Origin of the sequence: Streptomyces sp. NPDC046805, from assembly GCF_040645355.1 — a bacterium.
Classification (GTDB): domain Bacteria; phylum Actinomycetota; class Actinomycetes; order Streptomycetales; family Streptomycetaceae; genus Streptomyces.
Genome location: NZ_JBEYYC010000030.1, coordinates 39,388 through 66,103, shown reverse-complemented (window position 1 = coordinate 66,103; position 26,716 = coordinate 39,388). Strand labels below are relative to the sequence as shown.

24 protein-coding genes are annotated in these 26,716 nt (G+C 72.2%); 11 read left to right on the top strand and 13 right to left on the bottom strand.

The genetic code is table 11. The features are described from left to right. Positions 1-121: 121 nt before the first annotated feature. The 8 genes from ABZ910_RS28015 (at position 122) to hypA (ending at position 6,789) form a co-directional block, all read left to right on the top strand. Positions 122-1,762: a hypothetical protein gene (locus ABZ910_RS28015; RefSeq protein ID WP_361370094.1), complete on the top strand. Its 1,641-nt coding sequence runs from the start codon at positions 122-124 to the stop codon at positions 1,760-1,762. Beyond that, the gene (locus tag ABZ910_RS28010; RefSeq protein ID WP_361370009.1) at positions 1,759-2,847 is read left to right on the top strand and encodes a hydrogenase expression protein HypE; all 1,089 of its coding nucleotides are present in this window, start codon (positions 1,759-1,761) and stop codon (positions 2,845-2,847) included. Before ABZ910_RS28015 ends, ABZ910_RS28010 begins: the two co-directional genes overlap by 4 nt. A gap of 52 nt (positions 2,848-2,899) precedes the next feature. Next, the gene (locus ABZ910_RS28005; RefSeq protein WP_361370007.1) at positions 2,900-4,696 is read left to right on the top strand and encodes a nickel-dependent hydrogenase large subunit; all 1,797 of its coding nucleotides are present in this window, start codon (positions 2,900-2,902) and stop codon (positions 4,694-4,696) included. After that, positions 4,689-5,252, top strand: coding sequence for a NifU family protein (locus tag ABZ910_RS28000; protein ID WP_361370005.1), 564 nt, complete (start codon positions 4,689-4,691; stop codon positions 5,250-5,252). The genes ABZ910_RS28005 and ABZ910_RS28000 overlap by 8 nt, the downstream gene beginning before the upstream one ends. After that, positions 5,249-5,845: a DUF5947 family protein gene (locus ABZ910_RS27995; protein ID WP_361370003.1), complete on the top strand. Its 597-nt coding sequence runs from the start codon at positions 5,249-5,251 to the stop codon at positions 5,843-5,845. The genes ABZ910_RS28000 and ABZ910_RS27995 overlap by 4 nt, the downstream gene beginning before the upstream one ends. A 51-nt stretch (positions 5,846-5,896) precedes the next feature. Beyond that, positions 5,897-6,103 (top strand): hypothetical protein, encoded by a 207-nt coding sequence (locus tag ABZ910_RS27990; protein WP_361370092.1) that lies wholly within the window; start codon positions 5,897-5,899, stop codon positions 6,101-6,103. 187 nt (positions 6,104-6,290) lie between these two features. Next, the gene (locus ABZ910_RS27985; protein WP_361370001.1) at positions 6,291-6,425 is read left to right on the top strand and encodes a hypothetical protein; all 135 of its coding nucleotides are present in this window, start codon (positions 6,291-6,293) and stop codon (positions 6,423-6,425) included. Between the two features lie 7 nt (positions 6,426-6,432). Further along, positions 6,433-6,789, top strand: coding sequence for a hydrogenase maturation nickel metallochaperone HypA (gene hypA / locus ABZ910_RS27980; protein WP_361369999.1), 357 nt, complete (start codon positions 6,433-6,435; stop codon positions 6,787-6,789). A gap of 57 nt (positions 6,790-6,846) precedes the next feature. Here hypA and hypE read toward each other — a convergent pair whose 3' ends face one another. The 8 genes from hypE to ABZ910_RS27940 form a co-directional block, all read right to left on the bottom strand. Continuing rightward, complete coding sequence (hypE, locus tag ABZ910_RS27975) at positions 6,847-7,929, bottom strand: hydrogenase expression/formation protein HypE (protein WP_361369997.1); 1,083 nt, start codon at positions 7,927-7,929, stop codon at positions 6,847-6,849. Beyond that, positions 7,922-9,064, bottom strand: coding sequence for a hydrogenase formation protein HypD (hypD, locus tag ABZ910_RS27970; protein ID WP_361369995.1), 1,143 nt, complete (start codon positions 9,062-9,064; stop codon positions 7,922-7,924). Before hypD ends, hypE begins: the two co-directional genes overlap by 8 nt. Then, positions 9,061-9,381: a HypC/HybG/HupF family hydrogenase formation chaperone gene (locus ABZ910_RS27965; RefSeq protein WP_361369993.1), complete on the bottom strand. Its 321-nt coding sequence runs from the start codon at positions 9,379-9,381 to the stop codon at positions 9,061-9,063. The genes hypD and ABZ910_RS27965 overlap by 4 nt, the downstream gene beginning before the upstream one ends. A 3-nt stretch (positions 9,382-9,384) precedes the next feature. Next, entirely contained in the window at positions 9,385-11,736 is a 2,352-nt protein-coding gene (hypF, locus tag ABZ910_RS27960) for a carbamoyltransferase HypF (protein WP_361369991.1), read from the bottom strand. Then, complete coding sequence (hypB, locus tag ABZ910_RS27955; protein WP_361369990.1) at positions 11,733-12,500, bottom strand: hydrogenase nickel incorporation protein HypB; 768 nt, start codon at positions 12,498-12,500, stop codon at positions 11,733-11,735. The genes hypF and hypB overlap by 4 nt, the downstream gene beginning before the upstream one ends. 82 nt (positions 12,501-12,582) lie before the next feature. Beyond that, positions 12,583-13,179: a hydrogenase maturation protease gene (locus ABZ910_RS27950; RefSeq protein WP_361369989.1), complete on the bottom strand. Its 597-nt coding sequence runs from the start codon at positions 13,177-13,179 to the stop codon at positions 12,583-12,585. Then, positions 13,176-14,933, bottom strand: coding sequence for a hydrogenase maturation protein (locus tag ABZ910_RS27945; protein WP_361369987.1), 1,758 nt, complete (start codon positions 14,931-14,933; stop codon positions 13,176-13,178). The genes ABZ910_RS27950 and ABZ910_RS27945 overlap by 4 nt, the downstream gene beginning before the upstream one ends. Before the next feature lie 98 nt (positions 14,934-15,031). After that, positions 15,032-16,486, bottom strand: coding sequence for an aminotransferase class V-fold PLP-dependent enzyme (locus tag ABZ910_RS27940; RefSeq protein WP_361369985.1), 1,455 nt, complete (start codon positions 16,484-16,486; stop codon positions 15,032-15,034). A 169-nt stretch (positions 16,487-16,655) separates the two neighbouring features. On the opposite strand from ABZ910_RS27940, the gene ABZ910_RS27935 reads away from it, so the two are divergent. Further along, the gene (locus ABZ910_RS27935; protein WP_361369983.1) at positions 16,656-17,144 is read left to right on the top strand and encodes an Lrp/AsnC family transcriptional regulator; all 489 of its coding nucleotides are present in this window, start codon (positions 16,656-16,658) and stop codon (positions 17,142-17,144) included. A gap of 29 nt (positions 17,145-17,173) precedes the next feature. On the opposite strand, the gene ABZ910_RS27930 is transcribed toward ABZ910_RS27935, so the two are convergent. Together ABZ910_RS27930 and ABZ910_RS27925 are read right to left on the bottom strand one after the other, a co-directional pair. Then, positions 17,174-18,055, bottom strand: coding sequence for a hypothetical protein (locus ABZ910_RS27930; RefSeq protein ID WP_361369981.1), 882 nt, complete (start codon positions 18,053-18,055; stop codon positions 17,174-17,176). Then, positions 18,052-18,414: a hypothetical protein gene (locus tag ABZ910_RS27925; protein WP_361369979.1), complete on the bottom strand. Its 363-nt coding sequence runs from the start codon at positions 18,412-18,414 to the stop codon at positions 18,052-18,054. Before ABZ910_RS27925 ends, ABZ910_RS27930 begins: the two co-directional genes overlap by 4 nt. Before the next feature lie 82 nt (positions 18,415-18,496). On the opposite strand from ABZ910_RS27925, the gene ABZ910_RS27920 reads away from it, so the two are divergent. Together ABZ910_RS27920 and ABZ910_RS27915 are read left to right on the top strand one after the other, a co-directional pair. Beyond that, positions 18,497-19,459 carry a hypothetical protein gene (locus ABZ910_RS27920; RefSeq protein ID WP_361369977.1) on the top strand — a complete coding sequence of 321 codons (963 nt, stop codon included), beginning with the start codon at positions 18,497-18,499 and terminating at the stop codon, positions 19,457-19,459. After that, the gene (locus ABZ910_RS27915) at positions 19,456-22,737 is read left to right on the top strand and encodes a CHAT domain-containing protein (protein WP_361369975.1); all 3,282 of its coding nucleotides are present in this window, start codon (positions 19,456-19,458) and stop codon (positions 22,735-22,737) included. The genes ABZ910_RS27920 and ABZ910_RS27915 overlap by 4 nt, the downstream gene beginning before the upstream one ends. A gap of 62 nt (positions 22,738-22,799) precedes the next feature. Here the strand turns inward: ABZ910_RS27915 and ABZ910_RS27910 are convergent, their stop codons facing one another. From ABZ910_RS27910 to ABZ910_RS27900, 3 genes are all read right to left on the bottom strand, one after another. Beyond that, positions 22,800-23,549 (bottom strand): carbonic anhydrase, encoded by a 750-nt coding sequence (locus ABZ910_RS27910; RefSeq protein WP_361369973.1) that lies wholly within the window; start codon positions 23,547-23,549, stop codon positions 22,800-22,802. Between the two features lie 110 nt (positions 23,550-23,659). Next, positions 23,660-25,087, bottom strand: coding sequence for an MFS transporter (locus ABZ910_RS27905; protein ID WP_361369971.1), 1,428 nt, complete (start codon positions 25,085-25,087; stop codon positions 23,660-23,662). 209 nt (positions 25,088-25,296) lie between these two features. Beyond that, a complete protein-coding gene (locus ABZ910_RS27900) occupies positions 25,297-26,073 on the bottom strand; it encodes a methyltransferase domain-containing protein (protein ID WP_361369969.1) in 777 nt (258 codons plus the stop codon). Positions 26,074-26,716: the final 643 nt, after the last annotated feature.

The window sequence follows — 26,716 nt, the reverse complement described above, 5'->3', positions numbered from 1 at the left end:
GACCGTGGTGGAAGACATGGCCGCGCGGAGGAAGCAGAGCAGGCACCACGAACCCGAGTACGCACACGAACCCGAGTACGCACACGAACCCGAGTACGCACACGAATTCCGAGGAGGCGCGATGCCGGAGGGCCTGGTCGAGGACGGCGTGACGTGTGCCGTCACAGCGAGGGGCGCAGACCTGCCGGCGGAACCGTACTGGCGCGGCTTCGAACAGGTCAGCACCGTCGCCGACGCCGTCCTCTACGAGGGCTATCTCCTCTACCCCTATCGCCGGTCGTCCGCCAAGAACCGTGTCCGCTGGCAGTTCGGGGTGCTCTTCCCCCGCGACTGGGTGGAACAGGCCGGCCCGGTGGTCCCGAGCGTGTCCGGTTCCGCGGACTCCTGGTACCAGCAGACCGAGTGCCTCCTGCGTATCCGAGGGCATCGGCCCGGTGCCGTCGTACGGGTGAGGGTGCGATACCTGCAGATGCAGCACAAGCAGATGGAGGAGACCGGCCGGAACGGCAGCCACCGTGCGGTCGCTTCGCTGCGTACCGACGACGGCGTCACGCATCTGACCTTCGACGAGGCGGTGCCCCGCGAGCTCGACCTCGCCGTCCCCCTGGACGAGCTTCTTCGGCGTGAGCACACCGCTCCGCTGGAGGCAGCCGCTTGCGTGGACACCGAGCCGCTGTCCGGGCAGGTCGGAAGGACGGTACGGCGTCGCGAGGAGGTGCGGGCCGACGTCACACTCACGGCCGAGCGGCTGTCGGAGGATGTGTACCGGCTGCGGGTGCGCACCGCGAACACGGCGCCCGCACCGGATCCGCGGACCCCTCGCGACCAGGCGCTGAGCCGTGCGCTCATCGCCACGCACACCCTTGTCGGCGGCGAGGGCGTGGAGTTCGTCTCGCTGATCGATCCGCCTGCCGAGCTGCACGAGCACGCCCGCGCATGCCGGAACGAGTTCACCTTCCCGGTCCTGGGCGGCGCCCCGACCCCCACCGGTGACACCTCCGCCCCGCAGGACGGCGCCACCGGCGCCCTTCTCCTCTCCGCGCCGATCATCCTTCCCGACCACCCGCAGGTGGCACCGGAGAGCCCGGGCGATCTGCACGACGCCGCGGAGATCGACGAGATCCTCACGCTGCGCACCATGCTGCTGACCGACGAGGAGAAGCGCGAGGCACGCGCCACCGACCCGCGGGCCGCCGCGATCCTCGACCGGGTCGACACCATGCCCCAGGAGGTCTTCGCGCGCCTGCACGGCGCCGTCCGCTCTCTGGCACCGGTCACCCCCGCCGGCCCTGCCGCGACCCCCGTCCCGGACTTCGCCGATCGCCCCGCCTGGTGGCAGGAGGGCGCCGACGACGGTCTGTCCCCGACCACCGACACCGTGCTCGTCGACGGGGTGCCCGTCGGCAAGGGCAGTCCCGTACGGCTGCGCCCGCGCGGCCGGGGAGCCGACGCCCAGGACATGTTCCTGGCCGGGCGGACCGCACACGTGGGTGCCGTCTTCCACGACGTGGACGGCAGCGTGCACCTCGCCGTCACCCTCGACGACGACCCCGCGGCCGAACTGCACATCTGGTACGGCCGCTTCCACTACTTCCGGCCCGACGAACTCGAGCCGCTTGAGCCCCTCGACCCTCTCGAGCCCCTCGAACCCCGCGAGGCCGCCGAGGCCCCGGACGAGCCGCCGGCACCGGCTCCCGCCGCAGCCCCCGGCGCGGCACCCGACCGACTCCGAGACCCATGGCAGCGGAGGCCGATGACATGACCAAGCACAGCGGCACCACCGACGTCAGCGCCGGACCCGGGCGTTCCGCGGAACGCAAGGGCTTCGACGAGATGACCATCCTCTGGATCTCCGAGGGGATGAGCTGCGACGGCGACACCGTCTCCCTGACGGCCGCCGACCAGCCCTCCCTGGAGGACCTCGTCCTCGGCCGGATCCCGGGCCTGCCGAAGGTGCACCTGTACAACAAGGTGCTCTCCCCGACCCTGGGCGGCGAGGAGTTCCTCGCTCCCTACCGGAAGGCGGCACGCGGCGACCTGTACCCGTTCATCCTCGTCATCGAGGGCTCGGTCCCCAACCAGAAGATCATCGAGGGCGACGGCTACTGGACGTCCTTCGGCAACCACCCGGACACCGGTGAGCCGGAGACCCTGAACACCTGGATCGACGAACTCGCGCCCAAGGCCTGGGCGGTGGTGGCCGCGGGCACCTGCGCCACCTTCGGCGGCATCCACTCGATGGCGGGCAACCCGACCGGCTGCATGGGCCTCGCGGACTACCTGGGCTGGGACTTCACCTCGCGCGGCGGGCTGCCCGTGGTCAACGTTCCCGGCTGCCCGATCCAGCCGGAGAACTTCATGGAGACCCTGCTCTGGGTCCTCTACCACGCGGCCGGCTCCGCGCCGCCACCCCCGCTGGACCACATGCTGCGCCCGCAGTGGCTGTTCGGCAGGACGGTGCACGAGGGCTGTGACCGCGGCTCGTACTACGAGCAGGGCAGCTTCGCCATGGACTACAACTCGCCCAAGTGCTTGGTCAAGACGGGCTGTTGGGGTCCGGTCGTGAACTGCAACGTGCCCAAGCGCGGCTGGATGGCCGGCGTCGGCGGCTGCCCGAACGTCGGCGGCATCTGCATCGGCTGCACGATGCCCGCCTTCCCCGACGCGTTCATGCCGTTCATGGACGAGCCACCCGGCGCGACGCTGTCGACGCTCGTCATCAAGCCGTACGGCGCCGTCATCCGCCGCCTGCGCGGCTTCACGAACGAGACGGTCAACCGCGAGACCAAGTGGCGCCACAAGGGGCGAAAGCTGACCAGCGGTTACGACCCGTACTGGCGTTCCTGATGCGCGACTCGACCCACCCACCACACACCGAGACCGAGGGGCAGTACCACCGATGACCGCAACCGAAGCCCGGCCCGCGGCGGCACGCAAGACGCCACAGATCGTGGACATGTCCTGGGATCCGATCACCCGCATCATCGGAAACCTGGGCATCTACACGAAGATCGACTTCGCCAACCGGGAAGTCGTGGAATGCCACAGCACCTCGTCGCTGTTCCGCGGCTATTCGGTCTTCATGCGGGGCAAGGACCCGCGGGACGCGGGCTTCATCACCTCCCGCATCTGCGGCATCTGCGGCGACAACCACACCACCTGCTCCGACTACGCCCAGCAGATGGCCTACGGTGTCAAGCCGCCGCCGCTGGGCGAGCAGATCGTCAACCTCGGTGAAGCGGCCGAGTACATGTTCGACCACACGATCTTCCAGGACAACCTGGTGTTCGTGGACTTCTGCGAGGCGATGGTCAAGGCCACCAACCCGAGTGTCCTGGCCCGCGCCGAACGCACCGACGCACCCCGCGGGGACATCCACGGCTACCGGACGATCGCCGACATCATGAAGGCCTTCAACCCCTTCGAGGGCGAGGTCTACAAGGAGGCCCTCAAGGTCAGCCGGGTCACCCGCGAGATGTTCTGCCTGATGGAGGGGCGGCACGTCCACCCCTCCACGCTGTATCCCGGAGGCGTCGGCACCATGCCCACGCCGAGCCTCTTCACCGACTACCTCAGCCGGCTCATGCGGGTCATCGACTTCGTCAAGAAGGCCGTCGCCATGAACGACGACGTCTTCGACTTCTTCTACGAGGCGCTGCCCGGTTACGAGGAGGTCGGCCGCCGCCGTATCCAACTGGGCTGCTGGGGCGCCTGGCAGAACCCCGCCGTCTGCGACTACCGCTACGCGTCGATGAACGAGTGGGGCAAGGCGATGTACGTCACCCCAGGCATCATCGTCGACGGTGAACTGGTCACCAACAACCTCATCGACATCAACCTCGGCATCCGCATCATGCTCGGCAGCTCGTACTACGAGGACTGGGTGAACGAGGAGCCCTTCGTCACCCACGACCCGCTGGGCAACCCCGTCGACATGCGCCACCCGTGGAACCAGACGACGATCCCGCAGCCGCAGAAGCGCGACTTCTCCGGCAACTACACCTGGGTGATGAGTCCGCGCTGGTACGACAAGCGAACGGGCCAGCACCTCGCCCTCGACACCGGCGGCGGTCCGCTCGCCCGGCTGTGGTCGACCGCGCTGAGCGGGCTGGTCGACGCCAAGTACGTCAAGGCCACCGGCCACAGCGTCCGTATCTCGCTGCCCGCGGGCGAGTCGCTGCCTGAGACGACCCTGGAGTGGCGCATCCCGAAGTGGAGCAACACCATCGAACGCGACCGCGCGCGGCCGTACTTCGTGGCGTACGCGGCCGCCATGGCCCTGCAGTTCCTGGAGGAGTCCATGGGGATGGTGCGGGCCGGCGAGACCAAGGTGTTCGAGGACTTCGAGGTGCCCGACGAGGCGATCGGCTGCGGCTTCCACGAGGCCGTACGCGGTGTCCTCTCCCACCACCTGGTGATCAAGGACAAGAAGATCGCGAACTACCACCCGTACCCGCCCACCCCGTGGAACGCCAGCCCCCGCGACAAATTTGGCACCCCCGGCCCGTATGAGGACGCCGTCCAGGGCCAGCCGATCTTCGAGGAGAACGGGCCGGACGACTTCAAGGGCGTCGACATCATGCGCACCGTCCGCAGCTTCGACCCCTGTCTGCCGTGCGGCGTCCATATGTACGTCGGCAAGGGCAAGACGCTGACGACCCTGCACTCGCCGACGTACGGGGCGAACCATGGCTGACGCCCCGGCCGTCGAGCGCCTCCCGGACCCGGCCGTCGAGGCCCGGCTCGCCCGGCTCGACACGCTCCTGGAAGGACTCGAATCGGCGCCCGGGCCCACCCCCGGCTCCGCGATCGAGGCGGTGCGGCTGCTGACCGAGGTCTACGGCGAGGCACTCGCCCGGGTGCTGGACCACGCGGACGGGCAGCTGGCCGAGCACCTGGCCGACGACGAGCTGCTCGGCCACCTGCTGGTACTGCACGCGATCCATCCGGAGCCCGTCGAACGCCGGGCCGCCCGCGCCGTCGAACGGCTGCGGCCCGCCGTACGCGAACGCGGCGGCGACGTGGAGTGGGCCGGCGTGGACGGGCAGGTGGCCCGGGTGCGGCTGACGGCGGGCGGCGGCTGCGGCAGCGGATGCGGCGGGGGAGCGGGGGAGGTCACCGACGCGGTCCGCGAGGCCGTGCTCGCCGTGGCCCCGGAGCTGACCGGGGTGGAGCCGCTGCCGGCCACCCCCCGGCGGTCCGCTCCGGCCTTCGTACCGCTGGCCACGCTCACCCACCGAGGTGCACGGTGACCACGGACGGAGCGCTGGCCCGCCTCATCCGCACTTCGGCCGACCACGCGGCGACGGCCGCGGCCGAGGTGTGCGAGCTGTGCGCCACGCGGGTGCCCGAGGAGCACCGCCATCTGTACGACGTCGGCGACGACGAGGTGCGCTGCGTCTGCGGCCCCTGCTCGGTCCTGTTCGCGGACGACGCCGCGGGCGAGGGACGCTACCGGCTCGTCCCGCGGCGCCGGGTCCGGCTCCCGCGGGTCGACACGGAGATCCTGGGCGTGCCCGTCGGGCTGGTCTTCTTCGTGCCCTGGGCCGACGGCACCGTCACCGCGCAGGGGCCGAGCCCGGCCGGCGCCATGCGCTGGGAGGTGGACGCGGCGGCCTGGCAGCGGCTGACCACCGTGTGTCGGCAGCTCGCCTCCGTGGAACCCGACGTGGAGGCACTGCTGGTCAACACCGTCCACGGCCTCGACCACCACTGGATCGCGCCGATCGACGACTGCTACCGCATGGTCGCGGTCGTACGCCGGGAATGGCGCGGCCTGTCCGGTGGCGGCCGGGTCTGGCCGGCCGTCGAGCGGTTCTTCGAGGACCTCACCGAGCGGTCGTGAGCGCGTCCTCCGCGGCGCGGAGGCGAGAAAGGAGAGCACCCCATGGGCACCATCAGCAACGTCAGGGTCGGCCGAGCCCAGGCCAAGCCCGACACGCCCACGCACGTGCCCGGTATGCACGAGGGCAACGAAGGGCCGTACGAGGACCAGGCGGGGCACCACGAGGACGGCACCGCCGACGCCCGCCGATCCACCGGGATCGGCTCGAAGCGGCATGACGCGCTCCTCGACATCATGCCGAACATCCCGCCGGGTTGAGGACAGCGAACAGCAGGGAGCCACCGCGATGAAGATCCGGCGAGCAATGGTGAGAAGAGCAATCGTGGGAACAGCGATCGTGAAAGGAGTGAGAGCGAGAAGAGCGAGAAGAGCGAGAGCGCGAAGGAGGCACGTCGCCCCGTGCCCGGCCGCCCCCCGCGCACGAGCCGGGACGACGGGAAGGCGGGTGCTGAAGGCCCAGGCCTGCGTGCTGGGCGTGCTCGCCCTGGCGCTGTTCGTCCGGGAGATCCCCAGCCTCGTACGTGAGGCACGGATCCGGCGGATGACCGGCGGATGCCGCGCCAAGCACCGGTACCCGTGAGGCGGCCGTGCACGAGCTGTCGATCGCGACCGCGATCATCGAGCAGGCCGACGAGCTGGCCCGGGCCGACGGGACGGACGCCGTCTCGGCGGTGACCGTCCGGGTCGGCGAGCTGGCCGGAGTCGTTCCCGACGCCCTGAGTTTCGCCTTCGAGGTGGCCCGCGACGGCACTGCCCTCGCCGCGGCCCGGCTCGTGGTGGAACACGTCCCCGCACATGCCTACTGCGGCCCGTGCGCCGAGGAGTTCCCGGTGGGCATGCCCCCGTTCTTCTGGTGCCCGCGCTGCGACCAGCCCTCCAACGACCTGCGCAGCGGCCGGGAGCTGGAGATCACCGGCATCGAGCCGGCAGCGGCGGCGGCCTGACGCACACAGGTGGCCCCGCCGGCGTGTATCTCGCCGGCGGGGCCACCTGCGCGCGGATCAGCAGATGCGCGGCAGTTGCTCACCGAGCGGCAGGTCGACCACCCGGGTGCCGCCGAGGCCGGTCGCGACCACGACCATGCCGGGGTGCTCGGCGACGCACTCCCCGATCAGGGCGGCGCCGGTGCCCTGCGGGTGCGCCTGCATCGCCGCGAGGACCTCCTCCGCCGCCGGGCCGGGCACGAACGCCACCAGCCGTCCCTCGTTGGCGACGTAGAGGGGGTCCAGGCCCAGGAAACCGCAGGCGTTCGCGACGGCGTCCGGCACCGGAAGGGCACGCTCGCGCAGCCGGACGCCGGTGCCCGAGGCACGGGCGATCTCGTTGAGGGACGCGGCCAGACCGCCACGCGTGGGGTCGCGCAGCACATGGATGTCCGGCGTGACGGCGAGCATGGCCGCCACCAGGTCCGCCAGCGCAGCGGTGTCGCTGGCGATCTCCACGCCGAACTCCAGCCCCTCCCGCACGCTCATGATGGCCACACCGTGCAGCCCGATCGGACCGCTGACGATGACGGCGTCGCCGGGCCGCGCCCGCTGCGGGCGGATGTCCACCCCGTCGGGGACGAGCCCCACCCCGGCGGTGGTGACGTACACCCCGTCGCCGTGCCCGGACTCCACGACCTTCGTGTCACCCGTGGCGATCGCGACGCCCGCCGTCCGGGCCGCCGCCCCCATGGCGCGCGCGACCCGGTCGACCACGGTCAGCTGCACGCCCTCCTCCAGTACGAAGGCGGCGGACAGGTAGGCGGGCCTCGCACCGCTCATCGCCAGATCGTTGACGGTGCCGTTGACCGCGAGGTCGCCGAGGCTGCCGCCGGGGAAGAACAGCGGCTTGACCACGTAGGAGTCGGTGGAGAACGCCAGCCGGGCGCCGCCCAGTTCGAGGACCGCGGAGTCGGCGAGCGCGGCCAGGGTGGCATTGCCGTAGGCCGGGGTGAAGACCTGCTCGACCAGCTCGGCGGAGAGGGCGCCTCCGCCGCCGTGCCCCATGACCACGACGGGCTGGTCGCGCAGCGGGGCGGGGCAGCTCCAGTCGGCGGGATCGACGACCGGGTCGACGGTCGTGTCGGCGAGTTCAGGCAACGGGGTTCATCTCCTTGCGCGCGGCTCGGTCGGCCTGCGGCGTCGGGCCGTTCATCCGGCGGTACAGGTAGTAGGCCGCGCAGGCGCCCTCGCTGGAGACCATGGTCGCGCCGAGCGGGGTGCGCGGGGTGCACGTGGTGCCGAACGCCGCGCACTCGGTCGGCTTGATCAGCCCCTGGAGCACCTCGCCGCTGCGGCATTCGGCCGGTTCCTCGGTGCGGATGCCGGTGACGTCGAAGCGGTGCTCGGCGTCGTACGCCCGGAAGGCCTCGCTCAGGCGCCAGCCGCTCGACGGGATGGGCCCGATGCCGCGCCAGTTCCGGTCGGTGACCTCGAAGACCTCCTCGATCATGCGGACGGCGGCCGGGTTGCCGTCGTCGCGCACCGCCCGCGCGTACGCGTTCTCCACCCGGTGCTCACCGCGCTCCAGTTGGCGGACCGCCCGGCGGATGCCCTCCAGGATGTCCAGCGGTTCGAAGCCCGTCACCACGATCGGTACGCCGAACCGCTCGGCGAGCTCCGGATACTCGGTCGTGCCCATCACGCTGCACACGTGACCGGCCGCGAGGAAGCCCTGCACCCGGCAGCTGGGGGCCGTCATGATGGCCTCGACGGCGGGGGGTACGCGCACATGGGACACCAGCAGGCTGAAGTTGGTCAGGCCCAGGCGGCGTGCCTGGTGCACGGCCATCGCGTTGGCGGGGGCGGTGGTCTCGAAACCGATGGCGAAGAACACCACCTCGCGGTCCGGGTGCCGGCGCGCCAACTCCAGTGCGTCCAGGGGGGAGTAGACGACGCGGACGTCACCGCCCCCGCCCTTCACCCGGAACAGGTCGCGGTCGCTGCCCGGCACACGGAGCATGTCGCCGAACGAGCAGAAGATCACCCCCGGACGCGAGGCGATCTCCAGTGCCTTGTCGATGACGTCCAGCGGTGTGACGCACACGGGGCACCCCGGACCGTGGATCAACTCCACCTTTTCGGGCAGCAGTTGGTCGATGCCATGCCGGATGATGGAGTGCGTCTGACCGCCGCACACCTCCATCAGGGCCCATGGCCGGGTGGCGGTGGCGTGGATCTCGTCCAGCAACCGCCGTGCCAGAGCAGGGTCGTTGAACTCGTCGATGTACTTCATCGGGCCTCACTCGTGCCGTTCTGGTGCTCCGCCGGTACAGCCGCCCCGGCCTCGTGCGCCGCCTGCTCCCAGGCGTCGCCGAACTCCTCCTCCAACAGGCCCAGTTCCTCGAAGAGCTTCAGGGAGGCCAGCGCCGACTCCTCGTCCAGACGCTGGAGGGCGAACCCGACGTGCACGATGACGTACTCCCCGACCCGTACATCGGGGACGTACTCCAGACACGCCTGCTTCTGCACACCGCCGAAGTCGATCAGCCCGGTGAGCGGGTCGGCACGGTCGTCGATGGCCACGACTTTGCCGGGCACTGCCAGACACATGGGTCACTCCTCCTGTCGTTCGTGCGCCGCGACCATCAGCTGGCCCAGCGCCAAGCCGCCGTCGTTCGGCGGGACTTCGCCGTGACGCAGGACGCTGAAGCCGTCGTCGGCCAGCAGCGCCGTGCACGTCTCCTCCAGGAGGGCATTGGCGAAGACGCCGCCGGTGAGGGCCACGGTGGCCAGACCGGTGTCCCGGCGCGCCCGCTCGCAGATCTCCACCACCGCCTGTGCGACGCCGCGGTGGAAGCGCGCGGCGATCACCGGGACCGGGGTGCCGCGCCGCAGGTCGGTGACGATCTCCCGCAGCACCGGGGCCGGATCGCACCGCACCGGGCCCGGCCCGTTCGTGAAACCGAAGGCGTACGCCGAGGCGTCGGCGCCCTGGGCCGACGCGGCCGCGGCCTCCAACTCCAGGGCGGCCTGGGCCTCGTACCCGGCGCGGTGGCACACTCCCGCGAGGGACGACACGGCGTCGAAGAGCCGGCCCATGCTGGACGTGGGCACGCAGGCCAGCCCGCGTGGCAACTGCCGGTCCAGTACGGCCAGTTCCTCGGGCGCGCAGGCGGCGACGCTGGGCAGGTCCGCGTCCCACGGCAGGCCCGCGGCCCACAGCCGGGCCAGCGCCAGACGGCACGGGTTGGCCACGCCCGCGTCTCCGCCGGGGAGCGGGGCGGGGGTCAGATGGGCGAAGCGCCGGTAGCCGGTGTAGTCGGCGAGCAGGACCTCGCCGCCCCAGACGGTGCCGTCGTCGCCGTAACCGGTGCCGTCGAACGCGACGCCGATCACGGGTGCGGTGCCGTCCAGGCCGTGTTCGGCCAGGGCCGAGGCGATGTGTGCGTGGTGATGCTGGACCAACACTGGTTCCAGGCAGGGGAGTTGGCGGGCGCGTTGGCGGGCCCAGCCGGTCGAGTGGTAGGCCGGATGGCGGTCGGCGGCGACGAGGCCGGGGCTCACCCCGGTCAGACGCGCCACATGCTGCTCCGCCCGCCGCGCCGCCTCCAGGGTGGTCAGATCGCCCATGTCGCCGATGTGCGGGCCGAACCACGCCTGGTCGCCCTCGCCGAGGCACAGCGCGTTCTTCAGATCGCCGCCCACCGCGAGCACCGGACGCACCGCGACCGGCAGGCGCAGCGGCCGGGGCACGTACCCGCGGGAGCGGCGCAGTACCTGTTCTGTGCCGTCGGGGCGCACCCGCAGCAGCGAGTCGTCGCACGGCGAGGCGATGGGCCGGTCGTGGGCGAGCCACGCGTCGGCCAGCCCGGCCAGCCGGGTCAGCGCCTCGTCGTCGTCCGTGACGATCGGCTCGCCCGAGCGGTTGCCGCTCGTCATCACCAGCACCCGCGGCCCGGGCGGATCGCCGGGCAGCCCGAACAGCAGGGTGTGCACCGGGGTGTACGGCAGCATCACGCCGAGGTGCGGGCTGCCCGGGCACACCCCGGGAGCGAGCCGGAAGGCGGCGTCGTCCGCGCGGCGGCGCAGCAGGACGATGGGGCGGCGGGGACCGGTCAGCGCGGCACCCTCGGCGGCGGACACCGCGGCGATCCGCCGTACGTCGGCGAGGTCCGCGCACATCACCGCGAACGGCTTGCCGCCGCGCGCCTTGCGGCTGCGCAGCGTGTCGACGGCCCGTGCGTCGGTGGCGTCGCACGCCAGGTGGTAGCCGCCGAGACCCTTCACGGCGACGATCCCTCCGGTGGCCAGCAGCCGCCGGGCCGCCGTCAGGGCGTCGGCGTCCCGGGCCGGGCGGATGTCGCTGCAGGCCGCGGGCACCAGGCGCAGCCGGGGACCGCAGTCGGGGCACGCCAGGGGCTGGGCGTGGAAGCGGCGGTCGCCCGGATCGCCGTACTCCCGGGCACAGGCGGGACACATCGGGAAGCCGGCCATGGTCGTGGCCGACCGGTCGTACGGCATCCCGGTGGTGATGGTGAAGCGGGGGCCGCAGTGGGTGCAGGTCGCGAAGGGGTGCCGGTGGCGGCGGTCGGCCGGGTCGGACAGCTCGCGCAGGCATTCGGCGCAGGTCGCGGTGTCGGGCGGGAGCAGGGTGCGCCCCGGGGACTGCTCGGTCGAGCGGATGGTGAAGGCGTCGTCGGCGCCGGTGGCGGGGAGGTGTTCGACGTCGACGCCGGTGACAGCGGCCAGCGGCGGCGGCTCGGCGGCCAGCCGGTCGCAGAACCGTGCGACGCCCTCCGCCCGTCCCTCCACCTCGATGAGCACGCCGTACGCCGTGTTGCTCACGAACCCGGCCAGCGCGAGGTCGCCCGCCAGGCGGTGCACGTACGGGCGGAAACCCACGCCCTGGACCGTGCCGCGCACGGTGACGCGGCGGCGCACCGCCTCCGTGGCGGGCGCGGTCACGAGACGCGACCGGCCGAGAGAGCGGACGCGTGCCCGGCGTCCCCTCCCGCGCTCTCGTGATCATGGACGTGGGGGTGCGGTGCGAGGGGCGGCCGGTGGACCGGGGCGCCGTCCCGTGCGGCGAGCACGCGTTCCAGGACGACGTCGACGCCTTCGCCGGTGCGGGCGCAGGACCGTACGATCTCCACCCCCGGATTGACCCGCTCCACCTGGGCGTTGAAGGCGGCCTCGTCGAAGCCCGCGGGCTCGGCCAGATCGGTCTTGGTGAGCACCACCAGGTGGGCGGAGCCGAAGGCGGTGGGGTACTTCAGCGGCTTGTCCTCGCCCTCCGTCACCGCCATGAGGACGATGCGCAGGCTCTCACCGAGGTCGTAGGCCGCCGGGCAGACGAGATTGCCGACGTTCTCCACGAACAGCAGCGCCGTGTCCCGCGGCAACCAGTTCTCCACATGGCCGCGCAGCTGCCGGGCCTCCAGATGGCACAGCCCGTCGGTCAGCAGTTGCTTCACCGGCGCCCCGGAACGGGCGAGCCGGACCGCGTCGTTCTCCGTCGCCAGATCGGCGGTGAGCGCGGCCACCGGGACGCCCCGCTCCACCGCACGGGCCAGCACCCGCCCGAGCAGTTCCGTCTTGCCGCTGCCCGGACTGGACAGCAGATTGACCACACTCACCCGGCGCCGGGTCAGTTCGGCGCGCAGGCTCGCGGCCAGGCCGTCGTTCTTGGCCAGGACGGCCTGGGTGGTGACGTCCACGGAATCGCACATGGCGCTGCTCCTCGCGACGAGCTGTGGAAATGAGTCCGGGGGAGATTCGGAGAGATTGAGGGGGACGGGGGCGGCTGCTGCGCTACCGATCCTCGACGTCCCCGGCGCCCGTTCGCGCGAGACCGACCGATGACGGAACCCCGGATTCCTCCGAGCGGCTCAACGAGGGAGTGGCCGCGGGGTCAGCGAGCAGCACGGGAACCATGACGTGCAGCGCCTCGACGGCCCGGCCGACCGCGTCGCGCACCGGCGCGCTGAGGACGGGCAGGATGTCCTCGTCGCCGCGGGGCCGCACCTCCGGCTCGCAGGCGAGCACCAGGACGCGCGGCAGCGGCCCGTCGCCCAGATGGGCGGCCAGGGCAAGGACCTTCGCCGGGTCCATGCCGTGGGCCTCCGGCGGGGCCGCGGCCCGCGCGCCGTCCGGGAGTTCCGGCTCGATCAGCGACAGGGTGCCGGGCCGGTGGCCGCGCGCGGCCGCGTCGACCAGGACGGCGGTGGCGTAGCCGTCCAGCAGCTCGTACGCGAGATCCATGCCGCGGATGCCGAAGTCCCGGACCCGCACCTCGGGCGGCAGCGGGCGCCGGTCCAGGGCCCGGATCACCTCGGGGCCGAACGCGTCGTCCGCGAGGAAGATGTTGCCGACGCCCGCCACCAGCAGACGCGTACCGGCCCGGCTCATCGAGCGTCCCCGGTGCCCTGCTCGCTCACCGGGGACAGCGGCCGGGCGCCGGCGCCGGGCAGCTTCCGTACGAAGGCCGACCGCAGGGCGTGGTACGGGGCGTGCGGATCGAAGAAGACGGCGTGCATCCGGGCGAGTTCTGCATGCCGGTACTCCGCGAGCGGTCGCTCGTCCTCGTCCGCCCGCCGCGCCGCGGCCTTCGCGGCGATCCGCTGCCCGAGGTCCGGAGCATCGAGGAGCGCGTCCGCCATCCGCCCGACCTCACCGGCGAACCCCTGTGCCGGGACCAGCACTCGACGGTCCACCAGCCCGATCCGCACGGCCGACGCGGCGCTCACCGGCAACGCCTCGGTCGTCAACCGCCGGGCCGTCTCCGCTCCGACGCGGCGCGGCAGCGAGTACGTCCAGAACTCCGAGCCGTACAGGCCCATCCGCCGGTAGTGCGGGTTGAGGACGGCTCCCGCGCGGCACCACACCTCGTCGGCGGCCAGCGCGAGCATGAGGCCACCGGCGGCCGCGTTGCCGCCGAGCGCCGCCACCACCAGACGGTCGGTGGTCCGCAGCACCGCCTCGACCAGGTCGTCCATGGCGTTGAGGTTGGCCCAGGACTCCGCCGCCGGATCCGCGGCCGCCTCGATGACGTTCAGATGGATGCCGTTGGAGAAGAAGTCGCGCGCACCGCCGAGGACCAGCACCGAGGTGGGGCGGGTGAGCGCGTACCGGTAGGCGGCGAGCAGCCTGCGGCAGTGGTCGGTGCTCATCGCGCCGCCGGGGAAGGAGAAGTTCAGGAACCCGACGTCGCCGCGCTGCGCGTACCGGATGTCGGTCCAGGTGCGGCGGCCCTGGGGCAGTTCGAGCGGGACGGAGACCTCCTGCAACCACTGCACCCCGGCGTACGACCTCGGTACGGCGTCGGGCGGGGCCGGGAAGGTGGCGAGCACGGAGGCCGCCGGGCGGCGGAACGGCGCGGGGTCGCCGGAGTTCTTGCGGGGCCGTAGTTCGGGGATCCACACGGCGCCGTCCGCGGTGGCCCGGCAGACCGCTCCCGCCCGTGTCGCGAGCAGCTCACCGGGGCGGCCGCGCAGCCGGTCCTCCGAGTGGCCGCCGTGCAGGAACACCTCCCGGCCCAGCAGTTCGTCCAGGACGCCCGGCTGGGAGTCGGCCCCGCGCAGTTTGCGCAGCACCGTCTGCGTGCTGTCGCGCGCCCAGTCGATCCGTCGCTGCTCCTGGCGGAAGGCGTCGCGCCAGACCACGTCCACGACGGCGGGATCGTTCTGCCGCTGCGGCTTGAACGAACCGTCGCCGTAGCGCTGTACGGCCAGCCGGACGGCGGCCGAGGCGGCGTCGGAGACCTCGCCCCGGTACAGGTCGCTCTTGCCCACCGGCGACACCGGGAAGGACTCCGCCGCCCAGATGTCACCCGCGTCCATCGCCGCCTGTGCCTGGAGCACCGTCACCCCCCACTGCGGTGCCGCCTCGGCGATCGCCCAGTCCAGCGAGGAGGGCCCACGGTCACCGGGCGGTCCCGGGTGCACGATGAGGCAGGTGTGCTCCCGCCACACGTCCTCGGGCAGCGCCGTTTTCAGCAGCGGCGCGACGACCAGCTCCGGGCGCCGTTCGCGTACGGCGGCACGGACCGTGTCGGGGTCGTGCGAGGCGAGCACGACGTCCACCCGGTGCCCGAGGTCCGAGAGTTCGGCGTAGACGCGCTGGGACAGGCTGTTGAACGCGCTGACGACGAGCAAGATGTCCATGACGCGGCATGTTCGCGGGTTTCCGGCGGGACGGAAAGGACTACGGCGGCGTTTCGCCTGCCTCCGTCGGATCCCTTCCGCCATCCGGATCGCGTTCCTCAGCGTCCCTGCACGTCACCGGCGGCGATGCGGGCGGTCTCGGCGGTGACCAGGTCGAGCGCCTCGGTGATGCGGTCATGGTGCGTGCGATGGGAGACGACGCAGATGCGCAGGGTGTAGCGGCCGTCGACGACCGTGCTGGAGAGGACGACCCGCCGGTGGGCGTTGATCCGCTCCAGCAGGAGCCGGCTCGCCTCGTCGGCCCGCTCGGCGGCGGCCCGGACGTCGTCCGCGGGACGGACGCGGAAGATCACGGTGGACAGGTCCGGACGGTGCGGCACCTCCAACTCCGGTACCCGGGACAGGGTTTCGTGGACGTGCTCGGCCAGGTCGAGCTTCTCGTCCAGGGCGTCGCGGAAGGCGTCCGTGCCGTGCAGGTGCAGCGGAAGCCAGGCGCGCAGGCCGCGCATCTCGTGGGTCAGCTCGGGGCCCAGGCGGGCGGAGTCCGGCACGCCGCCAGCGTCGCCCATGTCCTGCAGGTAGCTGCCGGTGCCGTCGTGCGCGGCGTGCAGTGCGGCGAGGTCGCGGACGACGAGGGCGCCGGTGCCGAACGGTATGAACAGGGTCTTGTGCGGGTCGAGGGTGATCGAGTCCGCCTCTTCGAGGCCCGTCAGGCGCTGCCGGCCGCGTGCGGTGAGGCGGAAGAAGCCGCCGTACGCCGCGTCGACGTGGAACCACAGGTCCTCGTCGCGGGCCAGGTCGGCCAGGCGCGGCAGCGGGTCGACGGTGCCGCTGTCGGTGGTGCCGGCGGTGGCCACCAGCAGGAACGGCCGCAGCCCGGCGTCCCGGTCGGCGCGGATCATCGCGGCCGCGGCGTCGGCATCCATCCGCAGGTCCGGGGTGTGCGGCACGAGGCGTATGTGCGCCGCGCGAATCCCGGCGAGGCGGGCTGCCTTGGCGACGGAGTGGTGGGCGAAGGCGGTGGTGTAGACGGTGCCGGTGGCGAGGTCCTCGCCGAGCCGGTCGTGGCGGGCGGCCACCGTCGCGGAGAAGGTGGCCATGGAACCGCCGCTGGTCAGCAGGCCGCCGCTGCCCGCGGGCAGCCCGCACACCTCCGTCGCCATCCAGCGGAGCACGCTCTCCTCCAGCGCGGCGAAGGCCGGGGCCACCGCGGCGAGGCCGCCGTAGCGGTTGGTGGCGCGGTTGTAGAACTCGGCGAGCGCGGCGGTGAACAGGCCGCTGCCCGGGATGTACGCGAGGTGACCCGGCCCTGCGGTCTCCAGGGCGCAGTCGGCGGCCTCGTCCAGACGCGCGAGCAGACTCTTCAGCTCGCCGCCCCGCGCGGGCGGCGGCGCCAGGAAGGACTTCACCAGGTCGGCCGTCGCCTCGGGGGAGAGCGGGCTGGTCGCCGGGCGGGCCGGGAGCTGCTCGACGCGGTCGACGATCCGGTCCAGCACGAGGCCGCCCATGTCGGCCATGGCGGCGCGGTCGGGTTCCAGGGGGAAGGGGCGCATGCGGCAATCCAGGGGTGGGAGGGCTCGGATCGGAGGCGGCACTCCGGCCCGTCGGCCGGGGCGCGTGGCCAGCATGCGCCGCCCGGGGCGGCATACGATGGCGTCCTCAGCGCGTCAGGCGCCGGATGGCGGAGGATTGTGCGGGGGATCGGTCGTTACGCTGCATTTCATGCCACGCCCCCTCTACGACCGTATCGACCGGGCGATCCTGGACCACCTCCAGCGCCACGGCCGCACCCCGAACGTCGACCTCGCCGAGGCCGTCCATCTGTCGCCCACCTCCTGCCTGCGGCGCACCAAGGCGCTGGAGGCGGACGGCGTGATCGCGGGCTACCGCGCCGATCTGGACCGCGAACGCCTCGGCCTCGGCCTCACGGTGTTCCTCTCCCTCAAGGTCGAGCACTCGCGCACCACCTCCCGCGTGGTCGAGGAGGCCCTGAAGGCGATCGAGCACGTCGTCGCCTGCCACGTGGTCTCCGGTGACGCCGACTTCCTCGTGGAGCTCGCCGTACCCGACCTGCGCACCTTCGAGCGGGTCCTCACCGACCAGATCCTCGCGATCGGCCAGGTCCGGGACGTCCGCAGCACCGTCTGCATCCGCACCGTCGTGGACCGCGGCCCGCTGCCCCTCACCTCCTGGTCGCCCCCGCGCCCCTGACGGGCCGCGGCGGGCCGGCCCGTCCACCGTCATGAGGACTTGCGGAACCGCTCCACCAGAACGTGTCCTACGGGCGGGACGAGACGCTGGTCCGGGACGCTCACCCCGAACGCCGCGGCCAGTTCGTGGCCGTGGACGTCCACGACCGCCTCGACGACCTCGGCCAGCGTGTCCACCGCCGCCCGGGCCCGCCGCCAGGCCGTCACGCCGAGCCCCGCGCCGACGAGGACGGCCGGCCACCACAGGGCGCCGAGCAGCGCGTACAGCACCGCCCATCCGGCCAGGACCGTCGCGGCCGTGAGCCGCTCGCGGGCCGACTGCACGACGGCACGGGAGGTGTCCGGGAGTATCAGCCACAGCCGCGCCCAGGAGACCGTCAGGTCGAGCCCGTACTCCTGCCATATCCGGGAGTCGGCGGCCCGCAGACGGTCGGCCATCCACGTCGGCTGCGTCGGGCGCTCCAGCCCGATCCGGTTCCGCCGGGCCGTACAGGCGTCGAGTTCGGCGCCCACGGCCCCGGACCGGAGCGCGTCCGCGGCGTCCCAGGCCCGCACCCGCCGGGCCGTCCAGGGCGCCGCGACCCGCCGCGCCCAGCGGGGCCACGGTCCCGTCCACACCCGGTCCACCGTGGCGCCCGCGGCCTGGGCCGCCAGCCCGACCGCGCCCGCCGCGAGCAGAACGACGGTCAGCAGGACGACGACGGACACCCCGGAAGCCGGGGCCTGCGCACCGACGGCACCGGTGATCGGCCGCACCGCACGACGCACCGCCCGGGCGGCGCCGTCCAGGCGCGCACCCCCGAGTGCGGCCGCCGCCAGCAGACCGCCGACGTACAGCAGTCCCGGCAGGACCAGCAGCGCGATCAACCGATCGGCGAGCCGGCGGCCGAGCTCCGCCAGGACGCCGTTCATCGCCCGTCCGGCACGAACCGCAGCGCGTCGCCGTACACATGGCAGACCGGCAGACCCTCACCCGTGCCCCGTACCTCGGCCCGCAGGCACTTGCGGTGCGGGCACAGATACGTGCCCGTCACCACGTGCGGGTCGACTCGCAGCGGAGCCGTCGTGACTCCCGCGTCGCGTCCGGCGAGCGGGCTGTCCTCGCTGCCGACCGCGATCCCCAACTGCCGCAGCAGCGGCGCCACGGGCTCGCCCTCACGGACGGCGTGCTCGGCCCGGTCGAGCAGCGCGAGCTGCCGGGGCGATCCCCGCAGCGCCGCACGCAGGTCAGGCAACTCCGCACAGAAACGGGCAAGTTCGTCAACCGTCATCAGCGATGTCCTCGCAACAGCCTGAAGCGTCCGAATTCCTGATGTCTGTTCAGAAAGTAAGCGTGATCGTACTCTTGGTGGCATGGCGCTCTTTCGGCGATCCAGGTCCAACCGCTCACCCGTGCCGGTCTGGTGCGACTGGTGCACCGCCGAGGAGTGGGCGGCCTTCGAGGGCCTGGTCCGGGAATGCCTCGCCCACGACTACGCCGGGGCGCCATGGATTCCCTGGGCGCCGGGCGGGAGCCTGCTCCCCGAACTGGACCTCGTACAACTCGCCGGCCGACTCCGCGACGAGCCTCACGAGCAGTGGCGCGCGACGGTGGCGCAGTACCCGCAGTGGTCCGCGGACGCGGCGCGCGAGGCACAGGCGCAGCGGACCATGCCCTTCGACGCGGCCAGGCGAGCGCTCCTGCCTACGATCCGCCTCGCCGGTGCGTCCGAGGACCACCTGGACGCGATGACCCGGATCGTCGGCGGCGGACTGGTCGCCGAGGCGCAACTGACGGGTGAATACGCCGACTTGACGATCGGGACGGAGCAGACACGCCGCTGGGACGTGTCGCCCGCCGAGGTGTGGTCGGTCGCGATGGCCAACCTCCGGCGCCGGCCCTGCGACGTTCACGAGGGAGGCCCCGGTGACTCCCCGCTCCACGTGGTGCTGGGCAGCGGCCACCACACCGCCGCGCACGTGCTGCGGCTCGGCGAACTCGCGGGCCGCCCGACGCCGTACGGCATCCTCGTCGTGGTCCCGCGCACCGACGCCCTGGCGTTCTGGATCATCAACGGCCCGGACCTCATCACGGCCGGACCGACCCTCCAGAAGTACGGCAACACACTCCGCGACCTGCCGCAGTCCCCGCAACGGCGGCTGAGCGGCGAGCTGTTCTGGTGGTCGGAGGGCACGCTGGAGATCGTGGAGATGCCGGACTGGAAGGCCGATGCCGCCACCGGCATGGGCACCCGGGACCGGCCGCACACGATCCGCGGATCCGAGCGGTTCCACGACATGTTCTTCAGCCTCGTCTCGCCGCCGGGCGACCGGTGAAGGGCGACAAGCAGGCGGCGCTGGCCGCCGTCCGGGCCCGCGTCGACGCGTACCGGCGCACCGGTGACGCCGCGCTGGTGCTCGGGCCCGATGCCGACGCGGAGGCCACCCGTCTCGTCCTCATGCCGCTGGAGGACCGCCGCGGCCGGCCCGACACCGACGCCTTCCTGGCGCTGGGCTGGCTGCGCTGGTGCGCCCATCTCGCGCTGACACGGCAGGGCCACCCCGCACGCGCGGAAATGCCCTACCAGACCGCGCTCTCCCACCTCGCCGTCGCCCACCGCCGTCGCCCGAAGGCCGTACCCGAGCCGGTCGCCGCGCTGCTGCGCCGTACCTCGGCCGTACGACGCGACCCGCACGCGGCCGTGCTGCGGGCCGGCAAGGAGCTGATGGCCGCATCGACGGCAGGGATCTCGCCCCGAGAGCGGGACGACCTGCCGGACAGCGCGACGCAGCCCACCCGCGCGGCCCGGCGCGGCGGAGCACCGCCCGCCCTGGACGACGTCATCGACACCCTCTATCACGTGCTGGCGGTCACGGCGCGCGGCGACGGCACACACAACGCCGCCGACCTGTTCCTCAGCATGGCGCTGCAACTACGTGCCCAGGAGAACGGCGACCGCGCCGACCTCGACCGCGCCATCGCCAGGCTGCGCTGGGCCGTCGAGGAACGGACCACGCCCGCCGACCTCGACCAGGCCCGCCGCATGCTCGGCGAAGCCCTCTACCAGCGCGGGGCCCGGGACAACGACCCCGCCGAACTGGACGAGGCCGTCACCCTGCTGCGGGCCGGAATCGACAGCGTCCCGCTCAACCACCCCAGCCTGCCCGCCCGTTGGGCCCTACTGGCCGACGCCTGCTACGCCCGGCACCTGGCCGCCCCCGACCCGGCCACGCTGAGCGCGGCGATCACCGCCGTGCGCACCGCGATCCGGGTCGGCCGGTCCCTGGGCCACCGCACCCGCGTCGGCCATCTGACCCAGCTGAGCGGCATGCTGCGCGAGCGCTACCAGACCGTCTCCGACACCGACTCCCTGCACGAGTCCCTGGCGGCCGCACGCGAGGCCATGACCCTGGCCTCGGGAGACCCGATGCTGCTGAACAGCGCCCGGCCCACACTCGGCCGTGCCCTGCTCGTCCGCTTCCGGCACGGCGGAAAGCTCGGCGACATCCTCGAAGCCGTCAAAGTCCTGCGGGAACAACTCGCCGCCGTCAAAACGGATCCTGCGCCCTCACGCGGCCACAGCGCACGCGAGGACCTCGCCGCGGCCCTTCTGCAGTCCTACCGCGCACACGAGGAACTGGAGGGCGACGCCGCCGACCCCGCGCAACTGCAGGAGGCCATCGGCCTGTTGCGCCAGGTGCTGGCAGGCCCGCCCACGCCCCGGCGGGCCACCGTACTGAACAACCTGGGCGCAGCCCTCGCCACCTGGCACGGCCGACCGGACACGCCCGACACCCTCGACGAGGTCATCGACGCCTACCGCCGTGCGGTGGCCGAACCCGACCTCCCGAGCGGCCGCGTCACCTCCCTGCACAACCTCGCCCACGGGCTCGCCCAACTCTCCCGGGAGCGCGGGGACCGCGCCGCGCTGCGCGAGGCGATCGACGTGATGCGCACCGCCGCGTCGGCGCCCGGCGCGACGACCGAGCAGCGGATCGCGGACGCCACCCGGTGGGCCGACTGGGCGGCCTCGACCAGCGACTGGCCCGAGGCCCTGGACGGCTACCGCGCGGCCATCGCCCGCCTGCCGGAACTCGTCCCCGTCCACCTGCGACCCGCCGACCAGGAACGCCTGCTGGCCGGGCGGTTCCAACTGGCGGGCGACGCCGCGGCCGTCGCGCTCCAGGCCGGCCATCCCGAGACCGCCCTCGAAGTACTGGAACACGGACGTTCCGTCCTGCTGTCCGCCGCACTCGACGCCGACCGCGAACTGGACGAACTCCGCTCGCTGGCACCGCACTTGGCCGCCGAACTGCTCGCCGTCCAAGAGGCGCTCGGCGTGCCCCACCCCGACCCCGACCGACGGCACACGCTGGGCCTGCGCTGGGAGCGAACCCTGCGCGAGATCCGCCGGCTTCCCGGATTCGGACGCTTCCTCGACGCCCCACGGGCCGACCAACTGCGTGCGCTGGTCCCGCGGCAAGGTTCCGTGGTCACGGTGAACGTCAGTCGGCACAGATGCGACGCCTTGGTGCTCGACCGCGACGGTCTGCGCGTCGTGCCGCTGCCAGATTTGCATGACGACGAACTTGACCGGCGGGTCAGGGAGTTCACCTCGTCGGTGGCCACGGCCGAAAGTCCTCGCCTGGGGCTCGTCCACCGCCTGGAGGCCCAGGCCACGGTCCGGGAGACACTCGGCTGGCTCTGGGACACGGTGGCCGCTCCGGTGCTCCGGGCCCTCGGCCACACGGACCCGCCACCACCGGACGCCGACACCTGGCCCAGAGTGTGGTGGTCACCGACCGGCGCGCTGAACGCCCTTCCCCTGCACGCGGCCGGACACATCGAGGAGGGAGTTCCGCACGGCGAGGCGGTCCTGGACCGGGTCGTGTCGTCGTACACCCCGACGATCCGCGCGCTTCGGACGATCCAGGCCGGGATTGAGGCCGGGGCCGGGGTTTGGGGCGGGGCGGAGGCCCACGCCGGCGTGCCGACCGAGTCCGAGGTCCCGACCGATCGGCCTGCCGGCCGTCCCTTGGTCGTCGCCGTCCCGGACACCCCGGGCCACCCGCCCCTGCCCGCCACCCTGACCGAGGCCACCGAACTGGGCACCGCAGCCGGGGCGCGGCTCCTCCTGGGGCCACAGGCCACCAGGGCCGCGGTGGCCGACGCCCTACGGTCGAGCGGCTGGGCGCACCTCGCCTGCCACGCCCACCACGATCCGGCCAACCCGTCGGGCAGTCATCTGGTCCTGCACGACCAACCGCTGATGATCACCGACCTGCGGCGTCTGCGGGCCTCCCACGCACAACTCGCCTATCTGTCGGCCTGCTCGACCGCTCGCAGTACGGGCGAGTTCGTCGGCGAGTCCATCCACCTCGGCTCGGCGTTCCGTCTGGTCGGGTTCCGTCATGTGGTCGCCACCCTGTGGCAGGTCAATGACCAGACGGCGGCCCAGATCGCGCGCACTTTCTACGCCGGGTACGGAGTCGACACCGGTACGGACGGCGACGATCGGGTCGCACTCGCACTGCACCGGGCGGTGCGCGCGGCTCGGGCCGCCGATCCGTTGCTGCCGACCCGCTGGGCGGCCCACATCCACACGGGTCCGTGATCATCCGTGGATCCGCGTCCGTGCAGTCGACGTAAGCCTCTGCAACTACGAGGGCGACGCATTCACGAGGGCGTGCCTGTCAGGACTTCCACCTTGCCGGTGTCGAGGGAGTAGTAGGCGCCGACCACGGCAAGGGCGCCCTTGCGTACGAGCGGGGCGAGGTCCTGGTTGGAGCGCAGATCGTTCGCTGTCAACGTGACCTGGGCGCGGGCCATGGCCTCGACCGGGTCGTGGCCGCCTTCTTTCGCCGTCTGCTCGTACGCCGGCCGCAGGGCCCTGACGATCGCCTGCAGGTTGCCGGGGAGCGGCTTGCCGTCGCGAAGGGACTCGTACGCCGCCTTGACGGCGCCGCAGCGCTGATGACCGAGGACGACGATGAGCGGGGTGCCACTAGTCATCGGCCCGTACTCGACGGACCCGGTGACTACGGGACCGACCGCCTCCCCGCCCGTGCGCATCACGTACAGGTCACCGAGCCCGGTGTCGAAGAGGAGTTCAGGCGGCACGCGGGAGTCGATGCAGGCGAGGACCGACCCGAAAGGCTCCTGTTGCTGGGCCACGAGCTGACGCCGGGTCGGGTCCCGGTCGGGGTGTTGCAGGTCGCCGCTCACCCATCGCTTGTTGCCCTCCATGAGTCGCGCGACGGCCGCGGCGGGAGTGGTCGGCCGCGCTGCCGGTGACGAGCCGGCCGCCGATGGGCTGATCGCATGCGTCGCGGCGCTCGTCGACGTGCATCCGGCGAGCGCGACCGTGGCGCCCGCGAGTGCGCCGGCAAGGACGGCTCTACGTTCCGGACATCCTGCTGTGTCCATCGGTCGTTCTCCTCGGTGCCGTTCGGACGCGTGCGGGGCACGCGTGTCTTGAACGGGGCCATTGTTCAGCGAGGTGCGGACGACCGGACAGCAGGCGCAAGCGGGGCCGGCTACTTTGCCACCGACGGCCCACTGGACTTCGCCGGCACGCACACCCACGCGAGGACCGCGGCGATCAGGTAGGCCAGGGCGCCGATGCCCATGCTGACGCGCAGCCCGGTCCCGTAGTCGGCGCTGGCCGCCAGCAGGCTGCCTCCGAGGGCCACGCCCGTGGCGCTGCCGATCTGGCGGGTGGTGTTGAACAGGGCGGAAGCGGCGCCCGCGTAGGCCGAGGGCGCGGCACCCATCACGGTGGCGGTCGTGCCGGTGAGCGCGAAGGACGTACCGAATCCGGCGGCCATCATCGGCGCCACCAGCAGCGGGTAGGCGGGCTCGAGCCCCGCCGCGGTCCAGCCGGCCAGCCCCAGCGCGCCCAGCAGCATGCCGGTGACCACCAGCGGACGATCTCCCGTACGGCGGCTCAGCCGCCCGGACAGCACGGAGGCGAACATGGTCACCGCCACCGCCGGGAACAACGCCAGTCCGGTCTCCAGGGCGCTGAAGCCGCGCCGCCGCTGGAAGTCCAGGCTGGCGGTGAACACCATGCCGTAGAAGCCGAAGTTGAACAGCAGCCCGACGACGGCCGCGCCACTCATCGCGCGCGAGCGCAGCAGACGCAACGGCAGCGCGGGGAACCGGGCGAACCGCTCGCGCAGCACGAACGCCACGACGGCCAGCACGGCCAGGCCCAGCCCGGCGATCACGGCGGGATCGGACCAGCCGCGCCGTCCGGCCTCGTTCAGTGCGGCGGTCAGCAGGGCCACCGCCGCCACCACGGCGCACTGCGCCGGCCAGTCCAGGGCCCGGTCGGCGTGCCGCGGCGAGGGCGCCACGTACCGCAGCGTCAGCAACAGACAGGCGACCCCTACGGGCAGATTGATGAGGAAGACCCAGCGCCAGCCCACCGTGGTCACGAGCAGCCCGCCCAGCAGCGGCCCGGCGGAGGCCGCGACGCCCGCCATCGACCCCCACAGCCCGAAGGCGCGCGAGCGTGCAGCGGGCGCCGGGTAGGCCTGCTGCAGCAGGGCGAGGGAACCGGGCACGATCAACGCCGCACCGAGCCCTTCCACCAGCCGCGCCACGACGAGGAAGGAGGCATCCGGCGCGAACGCACACGCGGCCGAGGCCACCGTGAACACCACCACGCCCATACAGAAGACGCGCCGGTTGCCCAGCCGGTCGCCCAGCGCACCACCGGTCATCAGAAACCCGGCGAAGACCAGGGTGTACCCGTCCGTGATCCACTGGATCCCGGTGAGGGAGGCCGACAACTCCCGGCCCACCACGGGCACCGCGACGTTGATGATCGTGACGTCCAGGATGACCATGAAGTACCCGGCACACACGGCCAGCAACGGCGCCGGAGACCTCCGCCCGGCCCCCGCACCCGAGCACGCACGCCCGGGCTCCCCACCACCGGTCGACTCCGCGAAGGGCACGTCGCCAACTCCGTCCTGTCCGCGGAATCCCTGAGCGGTCAGCATGCTATGGGGCACAGAACGGCGAACCAGGCTCGCCGCGCAGGGGGATGCGCCAGGGCGGCCGAGCAAGCGGCACCAGATGCGCGCGAGCCCGTGCTGGGACACGGACCAGAACTTCTGTGCCTGGGGGAGTGGGTCAGTAACGGCGGCTCAAAGGGGTGGGCCGGTCACTGGCGCGTGGCAATGGCCAGGATGCGGCGGGTGACCAGCGGGAGCTGATTGTCCAATTGACGCTGCAACTCAGCGATCATGGCGACTGCGCGTTCCTCGCCAAGTTCCTCGACAAGTTCGGCGCGACGCGTGATCATGCCGTGACTGGTGGCCTGCCACCGGTGCCTCCAGTCAGTCGTCTCCTTGTAGCCGAGTACCTGGAATCCAGCACGTTCGAGCAGCGGGCGGTGGTCCTGGACCTGGGGCGGCCGGTTGTCCGGGGTGCGCTTGTAGTCCCAGCTGGTGAAGACCAGCCGACCTCCAGGTGCAAGGATGCGTGCCATCTCGGTGAGCGCCTGTTGCTTGTCGAGAGCGAAGGTCAGGGCGTCGACGCTCATGACTGCGTGGACGCAACGGTCTGTCAGACCAGTTGCGGCGAAACCGCCTCTGCGGAACTCCACCCGCTCGGTGAGACCAAACTTCTGTGCCGCCTGCTCCGCGTCAGCCAGAGCCACCTCGGAGATGTCCAGGCCGATCAAACGTGCGCCGGTGCGGAGAGCTACCACGAGTCCTGGGCCGCCCCTCCCGCAGCCGAGATCAACGAAGGCACCGGACTGCCCAATCTGCAAATGCTCTGCGAACTCCTCCAACTCGGAGCGGGACACGTAGCTGTAGGGTTCCGCGTGCTCCGCGTAGTCCTGTCCGTACACCTCACGCCAGACCCTCTGCCTTGTGGAGCGAGATTGCTCCGTGAAGCTGCGGTCGAAGACCCGAGCCCAGTCCACATCGGACACGCCGCTCCTCTTTCATTGCTAGGTCGGACAGGTCACCTTCGGGAGGTTTCCATCGCTGCGGAGGCATGTCCACGGGGCGTGATAATGGGCTGTGGCTGGGGGCGACGCCCTGTTCACCATGGAGTCAGCGCTGCACCGACCGGACGCTGACCCGCAGGTCGTGCGCGATGACCACGTTCTCGTCACCCTGGGCGAACCGCTCGGCCGCCGCCATCCTCAACTTCTCGCGGGAGGCCCGCCGTTCATCGGTCAGCCCGCCCCTTGCGCATACCTCATGCAGTCGGCATACCGCAGGGATCACCGGCCGTCAGCCCCTGCCGACACCACGCTTTGAAACTCAGTAATCAGCGGCCTCGCTGACCAGCGAGCCAGAAGAAGCCCACGGCTGTGACCAGTTCAGATGCCGTGGGCTTCCGTCGTTGTCGGTCGGGTCGGGCGGCCTCGCACGACCCAGAGACGGTCCGGGAGGGCGCTCGTGCGTGAGCACCGAATTAGGAGTTCGATCGCTGCTCGGCACTGCCGGGGAGTCACCCGGCCATGCTGGCCATGCCGGACCGCCCAGGAGTGCCAGCGTCTGGCGTCGTTGATGTCACTCGTGGATGTCACGCCAGAGTAAGACCTCGCGACCGCTGGTCACTCCGCC

Excerpts from the sequence above, each read along its gene's own strand:
- ABZ910_RS27925 (WP_361369979.1), bottom strand. The coding sequence starts at position 18,414 with ATGACGGTTGACGAACTTGCCCGTTTCTGTGCGGAGTTGCCTGACCTG.
- ABZ910_RS27965 (WP_361369993.1), bottom strand. The coding sequence starts at position 9,381 with ATGTGTCTGGCAGTGCCCGGCAAAGTCGTGGCCATCGACGACCGTGCC.
- ABZ910_RS28015 (WP_361370094.1), top strand. The coding sequence starts at position 122 with ATGCCGGAGGGCCTGGTCGAGGACGGCGTGACGTGTGCCGTCACAGCG.
- ABZ910_RS27935 (WP_361369983.1), top strand. The coding sequence starts at position 16,656 with ATGCCACGCCCCCTCTACGACCGTATCGACCGGGCGATCCTGGACCAC.
- ABZ910_RS27930 (WP_361369981.1), bottom strand. The coding sequence starts at position 18,055 with ATGAACGGCGTCCTGGCGGAGCTCGGCCGCCGGCTCGCCGATCGGTTG.
- hypB (WP_361369990.1), bottom strand. The coding sequence starts at position 12,500 with ATGTGCGATTCCGTGGACGTCACCACCCAGGCCGTCCTGGCCAAGAAC.
- ABZ910_RS28005 (WP_361370007.1), top strand. The coding sequence starts at position 2,900 with ATGACCGCAACCGAAGCCCGGCCCGCGGCGGCACGCAAGACGCCACAG.
- ABZ910_RS28010 (WP_361370009.1), top strand. The coding sequence starts at position 1,759 with ATGACCAAGCACAGCGGCACCACCGACGTCAGCGCCGGACCCGGGCGT.
- ABZ910_RS27950 (WP_361369989.1), bottom strand. The coding sequence starts at position 13,179 with ATGAGCCGGGCCGGTACGCGTCTGCTGGTGGCGGGCGTCGGCAACATC.
- ABZ910_RS27910 (WP_361369973.1), bottom strand. The coding sequence starts at position 23,549 with ATGGACACAGCAGGATGTCCGGAACGTAGAGCCGTCCTTGCCGGCGCA.
- ABZ910_RS27920 (WP_361369977.1), top strand. The coding sequence starts at position 18,497 with ATGGCGCTCTTTCGGCGATCCAGGTCCAACCGCTCACCCGTGCCGGTC.
- ABZ910_RS28000 (WP_361370005.1), top strand. The coding sequence starts at position 4,689 with ATGGCTGACGCCCCGGCCGTCGAGCGCCTCCCGGACCCGGCCGTCGAG.
- ABZ910_RS27940 (WP_361369985.1), bottom strand. The coding sequence starts at position 16,486 with ATGCGCCCCTTCCCCCTGGAACCCGACCGCGCCGCCATGGCCGACATG.
- hypD (WP_361369995.1), bottom strand. The coding sequence starts at position 9,064 with ATGAAGTACATCGACGAGTTCAACGACCCTGCTCTGGCACGGCGGTTG.
- ABZ910_RS27945 (WP_361369987.1), bottom strand. The coding sequence starts at position 14,933 with ATGGACATCTTGCTCGTCGTCAGCGCGTTCAACAGCCTGTCCCAGCGC.